This window comes from Clostridium yunnanense (genome assembly GCF_016595795.1).
GTDB classification, from domain to species: domain Bacteria; phylum Bacillota; class Clostridia; order Clostridiales; family Clostridiaceae; genus Clostridium_AR; species Clostridium_AR yunnanense.
In genome coordinates this window covers 141,353-164,127 of the sequence record NZ_JAENHN010000028.1, presented here as the reverse complement: position 1 = coordinate 164,127, position 22,775 = coordinate 141,353, and the positions used below count along the sequence as shown (strand labels likewise).

General features: G+C 33.9%; 18 protein-coding genes. 3 read left to right on the top strand and 15 right to left on the bottom strand.

What is annotated here, in order from left to right; all coding sequences use genetic code 11:
• Nucleotides 1–164 precede the first annotated feature (164 nt).
• The 15 genes from JHL18_RS10090 to cysC all read right to left on the bottom strand — a co-directional run bounded on the left by JHL18_RS10090 (nt 165) and on the right by cysC (nt 17,427).
• A complete protein-coding gene (locus tag JHL18_RS10090) occupies nt 165–1,514 on the bottom strand; it encodes a 6-phospho-beta-glucosidase (protein ID WP_200268716.1) in 1,350 nt (449 codons plus the stop codon).
• Between the two features lie 267 nt (nt 1,515–1,781).
• Complete coding sequence (locus tag JHL18_RS10085; protein WP_200268714.1) at nt 1,782–2,303, bottom strand: DUF1648 domain-containing protein; 522 nt, start codon at nt 2,301–2,303, stop codon at nt 1,782–1,784.
• Nucleotides 2,304–2,552: 249 nt separating this feature from the next.
• Nucleotides 2,553–4,748: a DNA topoisomerase III gene (locus JHL18_RS10080; RefSeq protein WP_200268712.1), complete on the bottom strand. Its 2,196-nt coding sequence runs from the start codon at nt 4,746–4,748 to the stop codon at nt 2,553–2,555.
• 171 nt (nt 4,749–4,919) lie between these two features.
• Entirely contained in the window at nt 4,920–5,825 is a 906-nt protein-coding gene (locus JHL18_RS10075) for an HD domain-containing phosphohydrolase (protein ID WP_200268710.1), read from the bottom strand.
• Nucleotides 5,826–5,901: 76 nt separating this feature from the next.
• A complete protein-coding gene (locus JHL18_RS10070; protein WP_200268708.1) occupies nt 5,902–6,363 on the bottom strand; it encodes a hypothetical protein in 462 nt (153 codons plus the stop codon).
• Nucleotides 6,364–6,591: 228 nt separating this feature from the next.
• Nucleotides 6,592–7,965 (bottom strand): APC family permease, encoded by a 1,374-nt coding sequence (locus tag JHL18_RS10065; RefSeq protein ID WP_200268706.1) that lies wholly within the window; start codon nt 7,963–7,965, stop codon nt 6,592–6,594.
• A gap of 414 nt (nt 7,966–8,379) precedes the next feature.
• Entirely contained in the window at nt 8,380–9,048 is a 669-nt protein-coding gene (locus JHL18_RS10060) for a YczE/YyaS/YitT family protein (protein ID WP_200268704.1), read from the bottom strand.
• 306 nt (nt 9,049–9,354) lie between these two features.
• Nucleotides 9,355–11,154: a GTP-binding protein gene (locus JHL18_RS10055; protein WP_200268702.1), complete on the bottom strand. Its 1,800-nt coding sequence runs from the start codon at nt 11,152–11,154 to the stop codon at nt 9,355–9,357.
• A 16-nt stretch (nt 11,155–11,170) separates the two neighbouring features.
• Nucleotides 11,171–12,052 carry a sulfate adenylyltransferase subunit CysD gene (gene cysD, locus JHL18_RS10050; protein WP_200268700.1) on the bottom strand — a complete coding sequence of 294 codons (882 nt, stop codon included), beginning with the start codon at nt 12,050–12,052 and terminating at the stop codon, nt 11,171–11,173.
• A gap of 44 nt (nt 12,053–12,096) precedes the next feature.
• Nucleotides 12,097–12,411, bottom strand: coding sequence for a 4Fe-4S dicluster domain-containing protein (locus JHL18_RS10045; protein WP_200268697.1), 315 nt, complete (start codon nt 12,409–12,411; stop codon nt 12,097–12,099).
• Nucleotides 12,395–14,083, bottom strand: coding sequence for an adenylyl-sulfate reductase subunit alpha (locus JHL18_RS10040; RefSeq protein WP_200268695.1), 1,689 nt, complete (start codon nt 14,081–14,083; stop codon nt 12,395–12,397). The genes JHL18_RS10045 and JHL18_RS10040 overlap by 17 nt, the downstream gene beginning before the upstream one ends.
• A 20-nt stretch (nt 14,084–14,103) precedes the next feature.
• Entirely contained in the window at nt 14,104–14,856 is a 753-nt protein-coding gene (locus JHL18_RS10035; RefSeq protein WP_200268727.1) for an ABC transporter permease, read from the bottom strand.
• On the bottom strand, nt 14,813–15,652 hold the full coding sequence (locus JHL18_RS10030; RefSeq protein ID WP_200268693.1) for an ABC transporter ATP-binding protein: 840 nt from the start codon (nt 15,650–15,652) through the stop codon (nt 14,813–14,815). The genes JHL18_RS10035 and JHL18_RS10030 overlap by 44 nt, the downstream gene beginning before the upstream one ends.
• Before the next feature lie 16 nt (nt 15,653–15,668).
• Nucleotides 15,669–16,694 (bottom strand): aliphatic sulfonate ABC transporter substrate-binding protein, encoded by a 1,026-nt coding sequence (locus JHL18_RS10025; RefSeq protein ID WP_200268691.1) that lies wholly within the window; start codon nt 16,692–16,694, stop codon nt 15,669–15,671.
• Nucleotides 16,695–16,824: 130 nt separating this feature from the next.
• Complete coding sequence (gene cysC / locus JHL18_RS10020; protein WP_200268688.1) at nt 16,825–17,427, bottom strand: adenylyl-sulfate kinase; 603 nt, start codon at nt 17,425–17,427, stop codon at nt 16,825–16,827.
• Nucleotides 17,428–17,967: 540 nt separating this feature from the next.
• Here cysC and JHL18_RS10015 point away from each other — a divergent pair.
• The 3 genes from JHL18_RS10015 to JHL18_RS10005 all read left to right on the top strand — a co-directional run bounded on the left by JHL18_RS10015 (nt 17,968) and on the right by JHL18_RS10005 (nt 22,680).
• Complete coding sequence (locus JHL18_RS10015; protein WP_200268686.1) at nt 17,968–18,993, top strand: branched-chain amino acid aminotransferase; 1,026 nt, start codon at nt 17,968–17,970, stop codon at nt 18,991–18,993.
• Nucleotides 18,994–19,076: 83 nt separating this feature from the next.
• Entirely contained in the window at nt 19,077–21,083 is a 2,007-nt protein-coding gene (locus JHL18_RS10010; RefSeq protein ID WP_200268684.1) for an alpha/beta hydrolase family protein, read from the top strand.
• 160 nt (nt 21,084–21,243) lie between these two features.
• On the top strand, nt 21,244–22,680 hold the full coding sequence (locus tag JHL18_RS10005; RefSeq protein ID WP_200268682.1) for a BclA C-terminal domain-containing protein: 1,437 nt from the start codon (nt 21,244–21,246) through the stop codon (nt 22,678–22,680).
• Nucleotides 22,681–22,775: the final 95 nt, after the last annotated feature.

The following is a 22,775-nucleotide window of genomic DNA, read 5'->3' as shown; positions in this document are numbered from 1 at the left end:
TATTTGCATGCATATTTTCCGATTACTTTCCTTATTCCGATTGCACTTCCAAAGCTAATTGCTAAAAAAGAAGCTATCACGTTGTGTAATAGCTTCTTTAATCACTCTTAACTTAATGACATTGAGCTATTTGCTTGAGCACTTTTATGTTTAACTATATTATTTTATTTATTCTCTATTTTATCTATAACTTCTTTAAACTGAGGCAAATGTTTTTTGTGAGCAACTAACATTTCGTCTAATAGTTCTTTACCTTTTAAATCATCACTAACCAAAGGATTAGTAACCATTGCCAATAAAGCAGTGTCATAACTTCCAGTGTATGCAGCTTCTGCTGCTAATCTTTCAAAGGCTTTGATTTGTGCAGTAAGTCCTTGTACAACAACTGGAAGATCTGTTACTGTTTCAACAGGTTTTGGTCCCTCTTTTCCAACATAACAGCTTACTTCAACTGCAGAATCTACATCAAAATTACTTAAAGTACTTCCATTTCTTGTATTAACGGCTATCACTGTATTCTTATCATTATATATTGCATTTATTACATTACATGCAACATCTGAATAGTGAGCTCCTCCACGTTTTGATAATTGCTCAGGTTTTACGGCTAAATTAACATCCTTATATAATTCAAATAATTCCTTCTCAACTTGCATTACAACTTCAGCACGAGTTTGTCCTTTAGAATAACTTTCTAATTCTTCCTTAAGCATATCTCCTCTTTTATAGTAATATCTGTGATATGGGCAAGGTATAAGTTTTAAAGCTCTAATAAACTCAGATTCCCACTGCATAGCTTTTATATTTGCCATAGTTGGGCTTTCATTGTTTGGATCAAGCATCTTTTCCATAACTTCATCTGTTACGTCTTTACCATCTAAATAAACTCTTTCACCATATACCATATGGTTAAGACCAGCAAAATCTATTCTTATTCTTGAGTGCTCCACTCCAAGCAATGCCGCTATTGAGAATTCAAGTCCTATAGGTACATTACATACTCCTATAACTTTCTTATGTTCTCCATATCTTAATAATGCTTCTGTAACTATTCCAGCAGGATTAGTGAAGTTTATAAGCCACGCATTTGGGCAGAGTTCTTTCATTTCCTTGGCAATATCAAGTATAACTGGAACTGTTCTCAATGCCTTGAACAATCCACCTGCCCCATTAGTTTCTTGTCCTAAAAAACCATGGCTTAAAGGAATTCTTTCATCCTTAGCGCGAGCTGGAAGCAAACCTACACGAAGTTGAGTTGTAACAAAGTCAGCATCCTTTAAAGCTTCTTTTCTATCTAAAGTCATATGAATTTCCATTGGAACTCCAGCTTTTTCTACCATTCTTTTAGCTAAGTTACCTACTATCTCTAATTTTTCTTTTCCTTCTTCAATGTCCACGAGCCAATATTCTGTAACAGGAAGTTCATTATATCTTTTAATCAAACCTTCAACTAGCTCAGGTGTATAGCTTGACCCTCCACCTATGGTAACTATCTTCAAACCTTTTTTATCCATCTTACAACCTCCTAAATTATAAGTAATCGTATTCATTATTGTTATGTTTAATCTTTTTATATATTATTAATACGACTTATATTAATTTTATTACCTACTTATATTATAAATCAAGTTATCTATTTTGTCGTTTCTGTTTTTGAAAATTTAACACTCTCATATACAGTTTAAAAAATCGCTGAAGCGAATTCTTTGACTTAATGGTTGATTCCTATACAGTAAAAATGCTGTAAGTCTAAAAAACTTACAGCATCTTAAAATCTTTTATCATTTATACTTTAATGATTTTCTGATGAAATATATTACTGTTCCAAAAACTATAATTAGAAATAAAGGTAGCATTGCTATTGCAAGAGAAGTCTTATATCCTAGCCCTACAATTAACAAGTTATATTCCATTATAGAAAAATACACCAACATTTCAGTTTTTATAAAAATCATAAGCCTTCTTGCATTGCTATATTGAAATCTTGCATTCAACTCACTTATATCTACTACATAATTAAAAATATGAGGAAACTTACTGACAGTAGTTAGCAGCACATAGAAAAACACCGACATTATAGGAATTATAAGTAGAGTATTCTTACTCCCCCAATCATCAGGATTGCCTCTTATATCAAAATGAGTAGCTATGCGCTGAGGCACATCATCCCAATAAGCTGTTAATAGTCCTATTACTACTATAATTGCAGCAATTGATACTATCTCTAATATTCTTTCTAAACTGGAATAAGGTATCTTTAATATAGGTCTTTTATTGCTTCCATTGCCAAAGGATTCAGTCATAAAGTTCATCTCCTAAATATATCTTTATAGCTCTCATATCTAAATTATATTCTTTAACTTTACTTTAGAAACCTGGTAGAACAATTACATTAAATTTTGTGTCTAAAGCCAGCTATACTATAATTTAATAATAATTGCTGTTCGATATATTCTCAAAACCTATATCTTTAAAAATATATTGATATTAGCCTATATTTCTTCATTTCCCTAATTAAACTGCTAAACTTAAACATTAGCTTTAAGTATATACTATTCTTCTTTGCCAAACATTGACATAAGATCTGCAAAAGCATTGTTTATTGGAGCATCACTTTCTTTTTTCATCTTCTTCATTATGTTTGAAACTTCTTTTTTATTTACTTTATCTGATTTATTATCAAATCTCTTATTAAATGAGCTTGCTTTTTCTCTGAAGCTACAATTAGTATTAGCACATACATATATCTGCCCTTCACCTTGCCCCCTAAGTTCAAGCTTTTTATGACACTCTGGACATCTAGCATTTGTAAACCTACTTAAGTTTTCTCTGTGTCCGCATTCTCTGTCCTGGCAAACTAGCATCTTTCCGTTCTTTCCGCTTACTTCTAGCATATACTTACCACAGTCAGGACACTTCTTTCCAGTAACATTATCATGCCTGAACTTATCACTACTGCCTTTAACATCTTGAACTAGCTCTTTTGCATAGTTTCTCATTTCTTCTGTGAAAACCTTAGGGTTTTTCTTTCCCTTGCTTATAAGATCAAGTTCAAGCTCCCACTTAGCAGTCATTAAAGGAGACTTAAGTTCTTCTGGCACTAATTCTATAAGCTGTTTACCTTTTGAGGTTGGAATTATATCTTTTCCACTCTTCTCTATATAGAACATATTATATAGCTTTTCTATTATATCTGCTCTAGTAGCAACTGTTCCTATACCTCCAGTTTCACCTAAAGTTTTAGCAGAAACCTTATCTACAGATACATACTTATGAGGCTTTTCCATAGCTGAAAGCAGGGTACCCTCATTAAATCTCGCTGGTGGTTTAGTTTGTTGCTTCCTACTATCTACTGATAATATAGGAAGTTTATCACCTTTCTTTACAACAGGTAGCTCTTGGCTATCTTTTTCATCTTCATCATCGGTAAGATCATCAGCCCTGTCATAAACCTTCTTCCACCCCTTTGATTTTATAACATTGCCTTTAGCCACAAAAGTTTCTCCACTAATATCTGTAAGTATTGTTGTCTGTACATACTCATATGGAGGCAGCATAACAGCTAAAAATCTTTTAACAACTAAGTCATATACATGTCTTTCATCACTGCTTAGTACAGCTAAGTTAACTTTTTCTTCTGTAGGAATAATCGCATGGTGATCACTTACCTTACTGTTATCTACAAAACCTTTATGTGCATTTATCTTACCATTTAAGATTTCCGTAGCAGCAGCTCTATAATTACTTATAGAAATAGCTTTAAGTCTTTCTGGTAAAGTAGCCACTATATCGCTAGAAATATATCTTGAATCTGTTCTAGGATAAGTAAGTATCTTAAAGTTTTCATATAGTCTCTGCATTATCGATAAAGTTTGCTTCGCTGAATATCCAAATATTCTGTTAGCATCTCTTTGAAGCTCTGTTAAATCATAAAGTGCAGGAGAAAACTGCTTTTTATTACTCTCCATAACATCAACTACATTTGCTTCTTTTCCTTTAACAGCTGAAATTATCTTATTTGCCTTATCCTCTTCAAAAATACTACCATTGTTATTCTTATCTCTCCAGCTAAGTGTGAAACCTTTTGTCTTAGCACTTATAGTAAAGTAATCCTTTGGTTTAAAATTCTTTATCTCTTCTTCACGGTTTACTATCATAGCTAAAGTAGCTGATTGAACACGTCCTGCTGTAAGCTGTGCATTATGCTTACATGTAAGTGCTCTTGTTATATTAAGCCCAACCACCCAATCTGCCTCAGCTCTACAAGCAGCCGCTTTATAAAGGTTATCATATTGCGCTCCTGGTTTCAGATTCTTAAAGCCATCTAATATAGCTTTATCTGTTTGAGATGATATCCATAATCTTTTTATAGGCTTATTAACTCGAGCCTTTTCTATAATCCATCTTGCAACTAATTCACCTTCACGCCCAGCATCAGTTGCTATTACAATTTCAGTTACATCTTTTCTATTTAGCTGCTCTTTAACAGCATTGTACTGCTTCCCACTTTGTTTTATAACAACAAGTTTTAGATGATCAGGAAGCATAGGAAGATCTTCTAACTTCCAACTTTTATATCTATCATCATAAGCTTCTGGATCTGCAAGGGTAACTAAGTGTCCCAATGCCCAAGTAATTATATATTTTTCCCCTTCTAAATATCCGTTCCCTTTTTTGCCACATTTTAAAACTCTTGCAATTTCTCTAGCTACTGATGGTTTTTCTGCTAGTACTACTATCTTACTCATATCAACAACCCTTTCAGTTTTTCTATGCTTATATTACCACAAAGAAATCTTTTTAACTACTAATTATCAACACTACCTCTTTATAACGCAAAAATAATAGAAAGGTAGGCTAAGCTACCTTTCTATTATATATTAAGCAAAATTATTAGTTAAACTCTTAGACATATTTTTTTATATTAAACCTTCTTCTTTAAGCACTTCTTCTAATTTTGATACAATCAACTCATCGTAGTGTTTCCCAATTAAACTTTTAAGTTCCATTAAAGCATCCATTGGTTCCATGCCCTTTTTATATGGGCGATCAGAAGTCATGGCATCATAAGAATCTGCTACACCAATTATTTTAGCTTCTATGCAGATCTCATCCCCCTTTAGTCCTAAAGGGTATCCGCTTCCATCTAGTCTTTCATGATGCTGCCCTACAGCAATAGCTGCTTCTTTTATAAATGTATCACCAACAATAACTTCACCATCAGTAGGATGCTTTTTAATATACTCAAATTCTTCATTATTAAGTCTACCTGGCTTTTTAAGTACTTCATCTGGTACATTTATCTTACCCAAATCATGAAAAGCTGCAGCATAGTGTAAGTAGCTCATTTTAGCATTAGATAGCATTAATTTTTCACCTATTTTCACGGAAAAATCTTTTACTCTTTCTCCATGTGCATGAGTATACATATCCTTCTCTTCCACAGCCTTTCTCATAAGCTCTAGGTCCTTTACCTTAGTACTTATCAGATGAAATACTGGTTCATCACTAACATAAAGAAATTTGACGTCAGTCTCAGTTTTAAAAAACGCCTTAGTTTTTAAATCCTTAGATATAAAATAATCTCCACTTTCAAGTTTTATCTTTTGATCATCAAATTCTAATGACAGACTTCCTTCTAATATGTAAAAGAATTCCATAGATTCGGAGTTATCAGCTGGATATATGAAAAAAATGGTATTTTCACTTATATTCTGAATCATAATTTCAGTCTGTCCACTGTTCGCTAATAAATCAAGCTCGTTGTTTACACCAATAACTCTTTCTATATAACTACCTTTATAATTAAAAACTATACCAGACATAATTCCTCCCAAATCTAACTTTTAAATATTAGAACTAGAAAACCTATATAATAACTCTATATTAATCTTCCTAAAATTAACACACCACATGTATCGGATCTATCGCAATGATTCGTCCACCAATACTATAATCAAAATATTCCTTTTGCACCTGAATCCCAGCTGCTCTAGCATCTGCTACCATAGCATTAGCTAAGTCCTCAGTTTCATTATATAAATCTAAACAAAGCTTGTCTATCTCTTTGTTAGCTTCTTCTCTTAGATTAATAATTTCCTTATTAATTTCAGCTATCTTATCTTCTTTTCCTGCATAATTAGCCTTTTGCTTTTCTAACTCTGCTACCTTTTTATCGAGTTCTATATTTATTTCTGAACCCTTTACTTGAGCATTGTCTATTAAAACTTGAATTTGTTGGTTAGTTTGCTGAATATTTGCAAGAACATCTGACTTATCATCATTTGTTGCAGCAAAAGCATTATGTCCTAATCCAAAAGAAAATAATAAAAATGTAAATAAGAATGCAATTAATTTTTTCATTTTTCTCCCCCTATATGCTACTTTCTTTTTGTTCTAAGAGTTTAATATGTCCATACTAATTTTACTTTATTTTAAATTATTTAGCAATTTTTACTATGGAAAATATATGGTTTTTATATTTAAAAAAGTGTATCAATGGTTTGTCGAAATCTATATTCTTTTAGATAAAAATACACTATTCAATACTAAATTGATATTTCAAGTATTGATATAGTGTATTTTGAAGAATTATTTATTTAAACTACTGTTTTTATATCCATAAATAAAGTATATAACTAACCCCAATAAAAGCCAAACTATAAATCTTGTCCAAGTCTGAATAGGTAAAAAAGACATTAGATATACACAGAATATAACTGTCAATATTGGAGTAAATGGTACTCCAGGACACTTAAACTTTCTTTCTATATTAGGCATAGCTTTTCTTAAAACTACAACTCCTATAGAAACTAGGACAAAGGCAAATAATGTTCCTATGTTGCAAAGTTCCATTATAATATCTAGTGGTAGGAACCCTGCCATTATAGCTGTTATTATACCTGTTATTACGGTACAAAGACCTGGTGTTCCAAATTTCTTATTTACTTTTGCAAACCTCTTTGGAAGCAATCCATCTCTAGACATAACCATGAATATTCTTACTTGTCCATATAAGGTTACAAGTAAAGTTGAAATCATTCCTATTACAGCTCCAACACCAACTAAAGCCGATCCCCAAGTTATACCTATATTAGATAAGGCACCTGGTAAAGCATTATTAATATCTATGCTCTTAAACGGTACTATTCCCGTTAATATCAAAGATACTGCTATGTATAGAACAATTACTGCTATTAAACATATAGCAAGTCCCATAGGTACATCTTTCTTTGGATTTTTAGTTTCTTCAGCTGCAGTTGATACAGCATCAAATCCTATAAATGCGAAAAATATTATTGACGCTCCTGTCATTATTCCTTTTGTCCCAAAAGGTGCAAAAGGATGATAGTTTGCTACATTTATATGAGTTATACCTAATACCACAAACACAAGTATTACGAATATTTTAATTCCTACTATTATATTATTAATCTTTGCACTTTCAGAAACTCCTATATATAGAATCCAAGTAATTATAAGAGTTACGATGACTGCAGGCAAATCAACTATACCTCCACTTATTGGTGCTTTTGTCAATGCCGTTGGAATAACTATACCAGAATCTTTTAGTATACCAATTAGGGTTCCCGACCAACCTGAAGCAACTGCTGCTGCAGAAACTAGATATTCTAATATCAAATCCCATCCTATTATCCACGCTATTATCTCGCCAAAAGCAACATAGGAGTATGAGTATGTACTACCAGAAACAGGAAACATTGAAGCTAGCTCTGAATAAGTAAGGGCGCATAAAGCACTAACTATAGCTGCAACTATATAAGATATTGTAACAGCTGGTCCAGCAAGCTGAGCACCTTGTCCTGTAGCCACAAATATACCAGTTCCTACTACAGAACCAATACCTAAAGCAGCCAAATCAAAAGCTGTTAATTTTCGTTTAAGACCACTATGCTCTGCTGCTTCATTAAAATCATTAATTGTTTTACGTCTGAATATGTTCAAGATCATACCCCCATTTATATATTTTAAATTCAATAAATTTTACAAATATGATTTGTTATTTAAGTACTTTATCAGTATATTAGATTAAAGCACCTCATAAATTATAAATACTATATTATAATTATACAAATGGGAATCACATATGTTTTCATCAATTTAGACTGATATTATTTATTTTAGATAATTTATATCATATTTATTAACTTATACTAACTGATTCTCGCAAAATCTCTTATTTCCTTTTCAGTATACTAATTATTTATAAACTGTACTTTTTCTTGTATAACCGTGATTTATTGGGAGACACACTCAGCTAAAGTTAAAATAAAAAAGGATGATATTCCATCATCCTAAAAAAGCTTAAACTACCTGTATTATGCATAAAATTTCATATTTTTGCATATTTGTATTAACTTATTTACTTTCTTGTGAAGAAAAACTGTTTTTCACAAAAATAATATCATCTAAAATATATCTATGGTTTACTTTAGAAACATCAAATTTAAATAGCCTAAAAACAAATTGAACTGCATGACCAACTGAAAATGCCATTATAATCGTCCCTATTCCTACAAATCCCCCAAGCAGATATCCAACGATTAGTGCACTTATTTCTATAACACTTCTTACTACTCTAACTGACTTATTTGTTTTTCTAGTCAGCGCTACCATAAGACCATCTCTTGGACCAGTCCCTAACTCTGCCCCTATATAAAGAAAAGTAGCTAACGCTATAACCATAACTCCACAGAACATCATTATGACTGAAACAACTAGATTAGCACTTACTGGTATTATTCTATTAAGCATTAACAAATCCATAAACTCTCCAATAAATATCATATTGAATATAGTTCCCCAACCTATTTTCTCACCTAAGATAAAATTTATCAGTATAATAACAAAACCTACAGATATAGTTGCATGTCCCATAGTAATATTTAAAGTCTTCGATATTCCTTGACCAAAGACATCCCATGGAGATAGTCCAATATTAGAATTTATAGCCAAAACTAGTCCCAAGGCATATAAAAATAGCCCAAAGAAAAGCCTAACCATTGTGGAAATTATCTTTTTTATCATTATATAGCCCCCAAGTATATGAATATTATGTATACTTTAAAAGTTGAATTTACAATTCTGTAATCATAATATAGGATTCCAACTTCAACTATTAAGTTCTCGTAATGGAACCCTATAATTACATTATAAAAGAAAGAAATGTTTTTCTCAAAACATTTCATATTAGGTCTTATCTTTTTACTATATAGACATAAGAGACTCCTAAAACTATTGAAATGTGAGGTTTAGCTAGATAAACTTTTTTATATTTCCCTATTCAGTAAAAAAGCAAAGAATATAGAATCCTTTGCATCAAAAACTTCTCACTTAAAAAGGTTTAAATATTATACCTCTATCTTGTAGAAGTGTTTTTATCTTCATTACTGCTACCTCCACTGAATCATAACTTTGTATATGAAGATCGTATTCAAGATCTGTAGTTACCTCTTCTCCTACCCAAACCTTTATTATCTTATCAGAATCTACAGCTGTTTCAATTATCTCAATATCATCTCTGCCTAGTTCTACTGCTGTTACAATAGGGATAGCTCCCGAATCAACTAAAATATTTGCTACCTCTGATAACCTTCTTAAGTGTTCTTCTTTACTATCATTTTCTGTGTGCTTGATATCCGCATCCACACCATATAGCACATTGCTTATACCTAAGAAGTAAACAATCCTACCATCATTAAATAGTTTTCTTTCTAGTTCCTTTGCGATTGTCTTTTTACCTACATCCTTTTTCCCAGTTATACATATTAAAGCTTGTTTTTGCCCATACTTTTCTGCTCTTTCTTCCTTTGAAATACTACTATTTTCCCACTTATTGTTTCTAACAATAACCTTATCTCTCAGCCATGCACTATCATCTTCAAGATCTTTTAGTATTATTCCTCCTCCAGCTATCTCATAATTGTCTACAATTACAAATCTGCTGGTTTGAGCTATTTCGTGCGCTAAATCATATGCTATTGGTTTTTGTGCTCTAAGTATACATTCTGCTACATCATGTCTATCTATTGAGTCCTTAACTTCATTTTCTAGATTCGAAGCATCGATAACTTTAGTTATTTCTTCAATTCTTACAGGCACTTTTGCTGAGCCTACCTTTAAAAGATAATCTTTACCTTTTACCATTGACTGTCTGCCAAGCCAAAATAGGTTAACCTTAATCCTGTTACCAACCTTAGGTTTAGGCTCCCTTGCTAAAGTAACCATTTCCCCTCTTTTTACATATATCTGTTCAGTAAATGTGAATCCTATGGCAGAACCAGCTCCTGCACTTTCTAGCACCTCTGCATTGAATATTTCAATAGAATTAACTTTATTCTTTTTACCAGAAGGATAGAATATAACTTCATCTCCAACCTTAACACGTCCTGTTTCAATGGTTCCAGCTACTATTCTTCTATTGTCCCCATCACCTGTAAACTTATATACAGCCTGTACCGGCATTCTGAAAGGTTTATCATCTGGAAGTTTTTCTTTTTCAAAACCATCTAATATATCCAGCACTGATTGTCCGCTGTACCAAGGTGTCTTTTCAGACGTAGAAACTATATTTTCTCCAAAGAAGCCACTTACCGGTATATAGTATCTTGGTTCAACATCTATCTTGTTTAGGAATTCTGTGTATTCCTTAACTATATTATTGAAAACTTCTTCACTATAATCCACAAGGTCCATTTTATTAATTAATACAACTACATTTTTTATACCTAACATTGATAACAAGTATCCATGTCTTCTAGAGTTCTCTTGAATCCCTTCATTAGCATCTATTACTAGTAAAGCAACTTCTGCTCTCGAAGCACCTGTTACCATGTTCTTTAAAAACTCTATATGTCCTGGTGCATCTATAATTATATAATCTCTCTTATCGGTCTTAAAAAAACATCTTGCTGCATCAATTGTTATGCCTTGCTCTTGCTCATCTTTTAATGCATCAAGCAAAAAAGCATATTCAAAAGGCTTTGAATTCCTTCTGCATCTTTCTTTAACCTGCTCAAGTTTTCCTTCTGGCAGTGAATTTGTATCTGCTAAAAGTCTTCCTATAATAGTACTCTTTCCATGATCAACGTGTCCAACAATTACTATATTCATATCTTCTCTGACAAAATTCATTTTATAGCCCCCATTCCTACATATAGCCGTTCTTTCTTAATTCTTCTAATCCGCCGCCATCTTCTTTATCCTGAGCTCTTCCTGATCTTTCTGCTATGTTTGCAAACTTTCCAGTCTTAAGCTCTTCTATGATTTCATCAATATTTTTTGCTGTAGATTCTACAGGAGTAGTACATGGATAGCACCCTAAAGATCTATATCTTTTGCCTTCCCCTTGATCAAAATAAAGTGATACCATCTCAATATTTTCTCTTTTTATATATTCCCATATATCAAGCTCAGTCCAGTCTAATAGTGGATGTATTCTTACATGAGTACCTGAAGCAAAATCAGTCTTATACTGATTCCAAAATTCTGGTGGTTGCTCTGCTACATCCCAATCATTATTCTTATCTCTTGGTGAGAAGTATCTTTCTTTTGATCTACTTCCTTCTTCATCTGCTCTTACCCCAACAATTATTCCAGTGAAAGGTTCTGTATTCTTATCAATTTCATATTTACCTATATCATGATTCATTCTGTATCTTGGCCAGCTGCCATTAAGAGTGTTAGTTAAAGCTTCAGTCTTTAGTCTCTTACAGCACTCTAACCTAGTGACCTTTCCATCTGGGAAGGTTTCATTTTTATCAAGTGCTTCTTTATTTTCTCCGTATATCATGTCAAGCTTCCACTTTAATGCTAGCCTATCTCTATACTGTATCATTTCAGGTATCTTATAATGTGTATCTACATGTACAAGTGGAATTGGCACATGCCCAAAGAAAGCCTTTCTTGCAAGCCAAAGAAGTACAGTACTGTCTTTACCTATGGACCATAGCATTCCTAAGTTCTTAAACTCACTGTATGCCTCTCTTAATATATGAATACTTTTATTTTCTAACTTATCTAAATGATTCAATGTAATAACCCCCTAGTCTACTCGTTAAACTTATTGTCTTTGTATTAATACTTATTAGATTCTTTTGTGTTTATCCTAACAACATGCTTATTGTCTTCAGTATCTGTAATCTCCCATTGCCAGTACTGTGAATCTTTTTTCACCTTCATTGCCCCTCCAGCTCCGCCAATATCATTTCCTAAGAAATATGTGATTGCAGAACTGCCACATTCCTTTAGGCAAGCCGTGCATCCCCAACATGCATCTTCATATTTTATATAGGCTTTTTTATCTTCATCTTTATAGATTAAGCTTCCAGGACAAACCTTTGTACATTTTCCACATCTTATGCATTTATCTTTATCAATTCTTATGCTCATAGGATTCATACCTTCCAATTAAATCTCTAAATATAATATTTACTGTGCCATTTTTATAGATAGAATTCACATACTTCATCCAATGCTCATCATCTCTGTTTGGATAGTCCTCATTTTCCTGATAACATCTCCATCTAGTTTCTTTTCTTGCCCTTAGATGTTCAATGAGAACTCTAGAAACATATAACCTATCTATTATTTCAAAGATAAACATTAACTGATGTAAATCTTCAGCCTTAAGTGTGTATGCTAAACTCATTAATTCTTTTATCTTCTCTTCTGCAATGTTTAGTTCATTTTCATTATATATATAAGATTTTGATATACCTCCCGCATACTCGTCCATCACGGCTTGCATCATTTCTTCAACTTGTTTTATCGAATATCCAGAGCATTGATTTTCAAAGAAGCTCTTTATAATACCTATCTTATCTTCTATAACCTCACTATCTAATCTGTTGATTATTCTATCCTCTATATTTTTAATCACTGACTCAGCTGCTATCTCTGCTTCGGCAAAACATCCTGTAACGTACTTCTTAGGACTTCCTCCAGCTACATCACCTATTGCATACAAACCTTTTATAGTTGTCTTTCTATCTTTATCTATCCAATAACCACCTGCAGTATGCCCACCTACTATATAAGGTTCAGTCCCTTCAATCTCTACATTTTCTTTAGACGGACCAGTAGACCTCTCAAGCCATCTTAAGGTTTGAGCTGGAGCCATATTTAAATAAGCCTTAAATAAATCTTTATCTAATTCTTCTGAGATGCCCTCAGTCTTTAAATAGCACGGCCCATTACCAAGCTTGTTTTCCATGACTGTCGCATATAGTCTTATATGAGTGTTAGGTTTTCCATACTTAGATACATAACTTTCCCCTAAGGAGTTAATCTGTTCAGCCTTTACCCCTTGTGCTATTGTTCCAGTAGGAGCTATGGTATCTTTACATCTTAAAGCTATAAATCTCATTTCAAAAGATGTCATTTCTGCACCAGCCTTTATTCCCATTGCATAACCTGAACCGGTATTAAAAGGACTGTACCACATCTTATGACTTGAGAAGCCTGGGTTATTAGGCTTATATATTCCAGCTGCACCTCCTGTGGCGCATGCTACAAACCTTGAATAGATAATATATATAATATTTTCATCTAAGGAGAATCCAAGAGCCCCAACTACCTCATTATCTTTAATAAGGTATTCAACTATATTCACTCTATTTAAAACAGTTATATTAGCTCTCTTATCCACCTCATCAGCTAAAAGAGGCTTGATATTTTCACCATTTATTTTTACGCTTCTTTTACCCCTTTGAATATAACTACCAGCTTCATCTTTTAATATAGGAAGTCCCATATCTTCAATCTTTTTCGTTACACCGTTCAATCTCTTTGCGATACTATAAACTAGATCTTCTCTTATGACATTTTCTGAATCTCTTTTTACATATTCAACAAAGGATTCAGCAGTCTCACCCTTTCCTATATATGCGTTTAGTGCATTAACCCCTGCGGAAAGGCATCCGCTTCTCTTTATATTAGCTTTGTCCGTAATTATAACTTTTAAATTAGACTTTTCAGTAATAGTTAAGGCATTGAAACACCCTGCAGTTCCCCCCCCGATTACTAGTACATCTGTTTCTAATATTTCCTTTCTAAAATTCAACTTATGGCCCCCCTTATTGCCTATATTTCAGTTTTAAGTCCCCACTTTTGTCTTATGTTTGCCTCAACCTTACCAAAAACTATTTTATCTAGCAGAAGCCCTAACCCAATTATTACTACCATAACAGCTACTACCTGACTTATATCCCCCACATCTCTTCCTACCATCAGCACATAACCTAGTCCTTTTGAAGAAGCAATCATTTCCCCAGCCATTAAAGCCCTCCAAGCAAAGGACCAGCCTTGCTTCATACCCGCAACAATCCCCGGAAGAGCTGCAGGTATAATAACGTTGATGTATAACTTAATACCTTTAGCCCCCATAGTCTTTGCAGCTTTTATATAAAGTGGATACACATTATTTATAGCGCCTTCAGTTGCTATAGATATTGAAAATATCGATCCCATGGCTATGACAAATATGATAGATTGCTCGCTTATTCCATACCAAAGTATTGCAAAGGGTACCCAGCAAATACTTGGTAATGTCTGCAACCCAAGAATTAAAGCTTTGATGTTGTCCCCGATATACCTAAAACGGACTATAAAAAGACCTAAAGATAGCCCTATAACTACTGATACTAGATAACCTAACAAAAGTCTCCCCATACTTGCCCCAATAGCTGTGAGTAGAGTATTGTCTTTAACTAAGTTAAATAGGCTCTTAAAAACTTCAAAGGGTGATGGAAAAGTATATGGCTTCCATATATCCAAAACATCAACTCCAAGCTTATATACCAGTTCCCATATCGCTAGTAGAAGAATATAAAACATTACCTTTTTCAATACTCCAATCATTGTCGTATTCAGCTCTTGCAATCCTCTCAACCTCCTCTCTAAGCTCCTCCATAACCTGTGCTGCTATATAAGTTAGATTTACATCTTCAACTTTTCTTGGTCTAGCTAGATCTATCTTAAATTCTCTTTTAACTTTCCCTGGATTTGCAGACATAACTAGTACCCTATTACCTAAAAGTACTGCTTCTTCAACACTATGGGTTATGAATATTATTGTTTTATTTGTCTCAAGCCAAACCTTTTGAAGTTCTGTCTGAAGGATATTCTTAGTCTGACTATCTAGTGCCGCAAAAGGTTCATCCATAAGTAAAACTTCTGAGTCTAAGGTTAATGCTCTCACAAGGGCTACCCTCTGTTTCATACCTCCTGAAAGTTCATGAACATATGAGTTTTGGAACTTAGTTAGATGAACCATTTTGAGATAATGAAGAGCTCGCTCTCGCCGCTCCTTTTTAGGAACTCCTGCTATCTTCATTCCAAATTCAACATTATCTATTACTTTTAACCATGGAAATAGCGCTGACTCTTGGAACATAACAGCCCTATCTACCCCAACGCCTTTAATCTCATTACCGTTTAAGCTTATCTTCCCTTCAGTAGGCCTTTCTAGACCTGCAATTATATTTAGCAAAGTAGATTTTCCACAACCCGACGGTCCCAATATACATACAAACTCCCCCTTCTTACAAGTGAGGTTAATATTATCTAAGGTATAAGTTTCTTTATGCTTTGTTATAAACTTCTTATTTACTTCTTCAATTACGAGACTCAATAACTTTTCCCCCTTCTCATTTCGTTTTAGCTTTCTGACTTTCCTTAATAACCTTGCTTAATGTATCTAAATTGTATAAATCAGTTAAATCAGATTCCTCTTTTATAAATCCAATTTCCTCTGATAAAGCTGCCATCTCGGTAATAGAATCCTGTATAGGATAATTAGTTATCACTAGCCTTTTAAAAGCCTTATCTAACACGTCTTTTTTAAGGGGCTTTTTAGTAAGCTTATCTAATTGTTTATTTATATCATCTTTTGCCGCCTCTGGATTTGAACTTATATAAGCTGTCATCTTAATATGAGCTTTCAAAAAGCTCTCAACCAAATCTGGATGTTCTTCCATAAAATCTTTCCTTACCACTACCACTGCTACTGAGTAATTGCCGCCTCTCCAAACATCTTTATAGTCAAGAACAACTTTGGCACCAGCTTCCTTTTCTAGCCTCGCACCCCAAGGTTCTGGAACTAGAGCTGCATCTATCTTGTGCTGTGATAAAAGAGTTTTAATTAGAGAGTTCTCTGCCTGTACTACATCAACCGTTCCACCAGCTGTTTTATCTTTTAATTTATTTTCTTTTAATAATGCTCTTAAGGATAAATCTTGAGTATTACCGAATTGAGGAATTGCTACCTTTTTTCCCGAAAGGTCTTTTACACTTTTTATTGAGGAATCTTTTGCCGCAAGTAAGACGGCTCCTGCACTAGAAGCTCCAGCAATAATTTTAATGGATCCTTTAGAATTTATATATCCATTTAATGCAGGGCCTGGTCCTATATATCCTATATCAATACTTCCTGCAAGAAGAGCTTGCAGTTCATCTGGACCAGCATTAAATTGTTTCCAGCTAACGTTATATTTATCACCTATAGCCTTCTGAAATTCTCCATTGTTCATTCCTACTAAAGCTTGAGCATGAGTTATATTAGAGAAAAAGCCAATTCTGACTTTAGAAGTGTCTTCGCTTTTTGATGAGCATCCGAAAAGCCCCAATACCATTACAGATGTCATTACAGAAGCAAGGATTTTTTTTTTATTCATTTTTAGCCCCCCAGGCACTTTAGCTCATTATTATGGATGTAGCACTTCGTAATGAAACTTATTATTTTTGAATTCCCTCACCTGAAGTAGTGAGAGTTTTATAAATAGATTACAGTTCGAAGTGGTACATCTATAGATATCTACTTTCTTTCAGATAATCAATTATTTGTTCTACACATTCATCTATAGAAGCCTTATGTGTATATATTGTGATTTCAGGATTATTAGGCTTCTCATAAGGCGAGTCAATTCCTGTAAAATCTTTTATAAGTCCAGTTCTTACCTTTTTATACAATCCCTTTGGATCTCTGTCCTCACAAACCTCTAAATCACAATCAACAAAAACTTCTACAAACCTATCTCCTAGCAACTCTCTTATACTATCTCTATCTTCTCGAAAAGGAGAAACAAATGTAGCCAAGGTTATGATACCTGCATCTGCAAAAAGTTTAGATACTTCCTTTACTCTTCTTATGTTTTCAATTCTATCCGCTTTAGAGAACCCAAGTCCTGAATTTAATCCATGTCTTAGATTGTCCCCATCTAGTAAATAGGTTAGATAAGAATAATTGTGCAGCTTTACACTTAATGCATTTGCAACTGTAGATTTACCAGAACCTGAAAACCCAGTAAACCATATTAGTATCCCCTTCTGATTTAATAGCTGTTCCCTATCTTCTCTGCTAATACTAGTATTGTGCCAAACTATATTAGCATCATTGTTAATATTCATAGCTAAACCTCCCCAAAATTATTTTTGTTATGAATTTAACATTTAAGCTCAGATTAGTTAAATAATTTGCCCAAATAAGTATTGAGAATTACAACCATAGAACTGTCTGCACTTTATTATTTTCAATTACCAACTATTCCGATAAGTTTTGTTTTTGTTAAATTAAGTATATTAGAGGATTTAGTTGAAATCAATATATTTTTTTGATAATCAATAAACAATTTAACCACTTTTACTGCAAATTAGTTAAAAAACATACACATTAGTTGAAATATCCTCATAAAAAGTTAAGCATTTCACCTTTTAGTAACTAAACTACATTGTTAGGTAAAATCTACGTCAATTACCTCAAAAGGAAAAAGTTTATTTTAAATTATAACTAAAAGTGATAAAATTAAAGATGAATTCCTGCAATCCTAAAACTATTTTGAAAACTCTTATGTTTTCTTATAAGAGAATTTAAGAATATAAATTTAGGTATGAAGTGGTTCATATATAATAAAAATTTAAAAGTATAGTTTATAGAATGGGGGCTTTTTAATGTCTAAAGAAGTAAATATTGATTGGGGTACATTGGGGTTTAATTATATCAAAACAGATTTCCGTTATGTTTCTAAGTGGAAAGATGGAAAATGGGATGATGGCACACTTGTTGAAGATAATATGCTTTCTATAAGCGAAGCTTCAACAGCTTTACATTATGGTCAACAATGTTTTGAGGGCTTAAAAGCATACAGAACTAAAGAGGGAAAAATCCAACTTTTCAGACCTGACCAAAATGCAAAAAGAATGGCTGCAAGCTGCAACAGATTGTTAATGCCAGAAATATCTGAGGAAAAATTTATAGACGCTTGCATTCAAGTTGTTAAGGCAAATGAACACTATGTTCCACCTTATGGTACTGGTGCAACATTATATCTAAGACCATTTGTGATAGGTGTTGGCAATAACATTGGGGTAAAACCTGCACCTGAATATATATTCTGTGTATTCTGTATACCTGTAGGAGCTTATTTCAAAGGTGGAATAACTCCTGTAAACTTCATAATTTCTGATTATGATAGAGCAGCACCTTATGGTACTGGAGCCGCTAAAGTTGGAGGAAACTATGCTGCCAGTCTTCATCCTCATGAACTAGCTGCAAAGGGCGGATATGCAGATTGCATTTACCTAGATCCAGCAACACATACTAAGATTGAAGAAGTTGGAGCTGCTAATTTTTTCGGTATCACAAAGGATAATAAATTTGTAACACCTGATTCGCCATCAATACTTCCTAGCATAACTAAGTATTCCTTGCTTCATTTAGCTAAAGAATACTTAGGTTTAGAAGCTGAGGAAAGAGATGTATTTATAGATAATATAGATGAATTTAAAGAAGCAGGGGCTTGTGGAACTGCAGCTGTAATAACACCAATAGGGGGAATCTTCTATAAAGATAAACTTCATGTGTTCCATAGTGAAACAGAAGTAGGACCTATTACAAAAGAACTTTACGAGACCCTTTCAGGAATTCAATTTGGTGACAAAGAAGCACCTGAAGGATGGATTGTAGAAGTTAAATAAAATATTTTATTAAGGGAAGGGTTATTGTAACTCTCCCTTTTTTCACACACACTACTGGTATAAATTGAATGGAGGATTAATATATGGAAAAAATTAAAATTGATGATTTTACTAAATACACCTTTCTATCTTCAATAAAACACTCACCTGATGGCAACTATGCTTGTTTTGTGGTACATCAAGCAGATCTTGAAGACAATAAATACTTATCAAATTTATGGATTCTTAATTTAAAAAATAATTCTAAATACAAACTTACAGCCTTTGATTCTGAAAAGAGCTTTTTATGGCTTGATTCCGAAAGTATAATCTTCCCTGCCCAAAGAGATGCTAAAGATAAAGAAAAGCTTAACAGTGGCGAAGATTTCACTCAATATTATAAGATTAATATTCATGGTGGAGAAGCCGTTAAACTATTTTCCATTCCTAAGTCTGTAAATTCTATAAGACAAATTAAAGAGAATCTATACGTATTTACTTCGGATTATAATCCTAATGAAAGTGATTTAAATTATTTAAATTCTGATGAAAAACAAAAAGAATTAACCAAAAGAAAAGAAGAAGAAGACTATGAAGTCCTTGAAGAAATACCATTTTGGTTAAATGGTGGTGGATTCATAAAAGGCCAAAGGACTAGGTTATATTTATTTGATGCTATAACACAAAAAGTTGAAGCTATTACAGATGAAACTACAAATGTTGACTTCTTCGACTTAGATTCAAGCAAAAGCAAGATTGTAATACTAAGCTATTATTTTAAAGACAAAATGCCTCTTACAAATGAAATTTCAATATATAATATAAAAGAAAAAACTCTTACCACTTTACCTCAACCATTGCCTATGAGTAATAGATTTGCAAATTTCATCTCTGATAAAAAAATAATAATTGCAGCAACAGATATGTGCAAATATGGGGTAAATGAAAACTCAAAATTCTATACTATTAACTTAGATACTCTTGAACAAAAATGCATAACACCTGATTTTGATAAAGCCTTAGATAACTCCGTCGGCTCAGACTGCAGATATGCTGGTTCAGTAGCAATGCAAATTGAAGGAGACTACTTATATTTTATAACAACAGAAAATTATAGTTCTTTATTAAACAAGATAGATGTTAACGGAAATATAGAAACTTTAACTAATGGAAATGGAACTGTAGATGGGATAAGTGTAAATAAAGATAATGTATTATTCATAGGAATAGCTACTGATTCTCTTCAAGAAATTTATACTATAACTAATGATACTAGTGAAAACTTGACAACTTTTAATGATTGGGTCAAATCAGAAAAACTTATTTCTTCTCCAGAGAAAATAAGTATCGAGACTGAGCCAGGTATAATAATAGACGGCTGGGTTATTAAGCCTGTGGATTTTGATGAAACCAAAAAGTATCCTGCTATATTAGATATACATGGTGGTCCTAAAACAGTATACGGTACAGTATTCTTCCACGAAATGCAATACTGGGCTAGTGAAGGATATGCAGTGTTTTTCTGTAACCCTAGAGGAAGTGATGGGAAGGGGGATGCTTTCGCTGATATTAGAGGAAAGTACGGAACAATAGATTATGAAGATATAATGAAATTTACTGATGAGGTGTTAAAAAGATATGCTTTCATAGATCCATCAAGAATTGGTGTAACCGGAGGTTCTTATGGCGGATTTATGACTAACTGGATAATAGGTCACACCGATAGATTCAAAGCTGCTGCTTCTCAAAGAAGTATATCAAATTGGACTTCTTTTTTTGGCACTACAGATATAGGTTATTTCTTTGGACCAGATCAAACCGCAGCTACACCATGGAGCGATTATGAAAAAGTATGGTTTCACTCTCCACTAAAATATGCAGACAAAGTAAAAACACCAACACTATTCCTACATTCTAACGAAGATTATAGATGTTGGATTCCTGAAGCTCTTCAAATGTTTACCTCATTAAAATATCATGGAGTAGAAACAAGGCTTTGCATGTTTAAAGGAGAGAATCATGAATTAAGTAGAAGTGGCAAACCTAAACACAGAGTTAGAAGGCTTACAGAAATAACTCAGTGGTTTGATAAATATTTAAAATTTCAATAAAACTTAATTATATACACATTTATATAAAATATAATTTCTTAATGAATAAAAATAACTAAATTACTCATAAATTGATGAATCGAGGCACCAATTTGACTGTCCTTTTATATACTATATATATAAACATCATTTATATAAATGTAAAGAAAGGATTATTGATATGGGTATATATATAGATAATAATAGATATAATAGTTGTCCCGATCCTTATAATCATCATCATTGTTGTCCTCAACCTGTACTAAGCCCTATACGTCCAACCAATCCTAGGCCAATTGGATTTACTGGTCCTACTGGTCCTACCGGTCCTACTGGCCCTGCCGGAACTGGTACCGGAACTGGTATAACTGGTCCTACTGGTGTTACTGGCCCTACTGGTGTTACTGGTCCTACTGGCGTTACTGGTGATATTGGTGCTACTGGCGTAACCGGTCCTACTGGTGTTACTGGCCCTACTGGCGTTACTGGTCCTACTGGCGTTACTGGTGATATTGGTGCTACTGGCGTAACCGGTCCTACTGGTGTTACTGGCCCTACTGGCGTTACTGGTCCTACTGGTGTTACTGGCCCTACTGGCGTTACTGGTCCTACTGGTGTTACTGGTGATATTGGTGCTACTGGCATAACTGGTCCTACTGGTGTTACTGGTCCTACTGGCGTTACTGGTGATATTGGTGCTACTGGCGTAACTGGTCCTACTGGTATTACTGGCCCTACTGGCGTTACTGGTGATATTGGTGCTACTGGCGTAACCGGTCCTACTGGTGTTACTGGCCCTACTGGTGTTACTGGTCCTACTGGTGTTACTGGTCCTACTGGCGTTACTGGTGATATTGGTGCTACTGGCGTAACTGGTCCTACTGGTGTTACTGGTCCTACTGGTGTTACTGGTCCTACTGGTGTTACTGGCCCTACTGGCGTTACTGGTGATATTGGTGCTACTGGCGTTACCGGCCCTACTGGTGTTACTGGCCCTACTGGCGTAACTGGTCCTACTGGCGTTACTGGAACTACTGGTGTTCCTGGAACTCCTGGTGTTACTGGCCCTCCTGGCCCTACTGGCGTTACCGGCCCTGCTGGTGATGTCGGTGCTACTGGAGTTACCGGGCCTACTGGTATAACTGGCGTTACCGGCGCTACAGGTGTAACTGGTGTTACTGGTGTTACTGGTCCTACTGGTGTAACTGGGGCTGGCTTAGCTGCAAGAGCAAACGTATTTGATCTTGCGACACTTGCTGACGCAACAATTACTGGTGGAGCAGATATTCCATTGTCTAATAACGGACCATTAGTTGGTATAACTCACGCTCCAGGAGCAACAACTATAACTGTAACTGCTGCAGGTGAATATCAAGTTGATTATAATATTACTACAACCGCTGGCATAGGCTCTCAAATAGCAATAGCAGTAAATGGTGTTGTTGATCCATCTACTCCTATATCAGTACTTGTTGCTGCTGGTCAACTAACAGGAACTACAATTCTCACACTTGCTGCTGGTGATACAATCACATTAAGAAACAACTCATTGGTAGCACTTACTCTAGCTTTAGCTCCTGCTGTTGGTGCACAAGTAACCATTACTAAAGTAGATTAATTTTCATTTCTGACCTTCTTCTTAATGAAGAAGGTCTTTTATATAATCCAATCAAATAATTATCATAATTACTAAAAAACTTTGTTATCAATTGC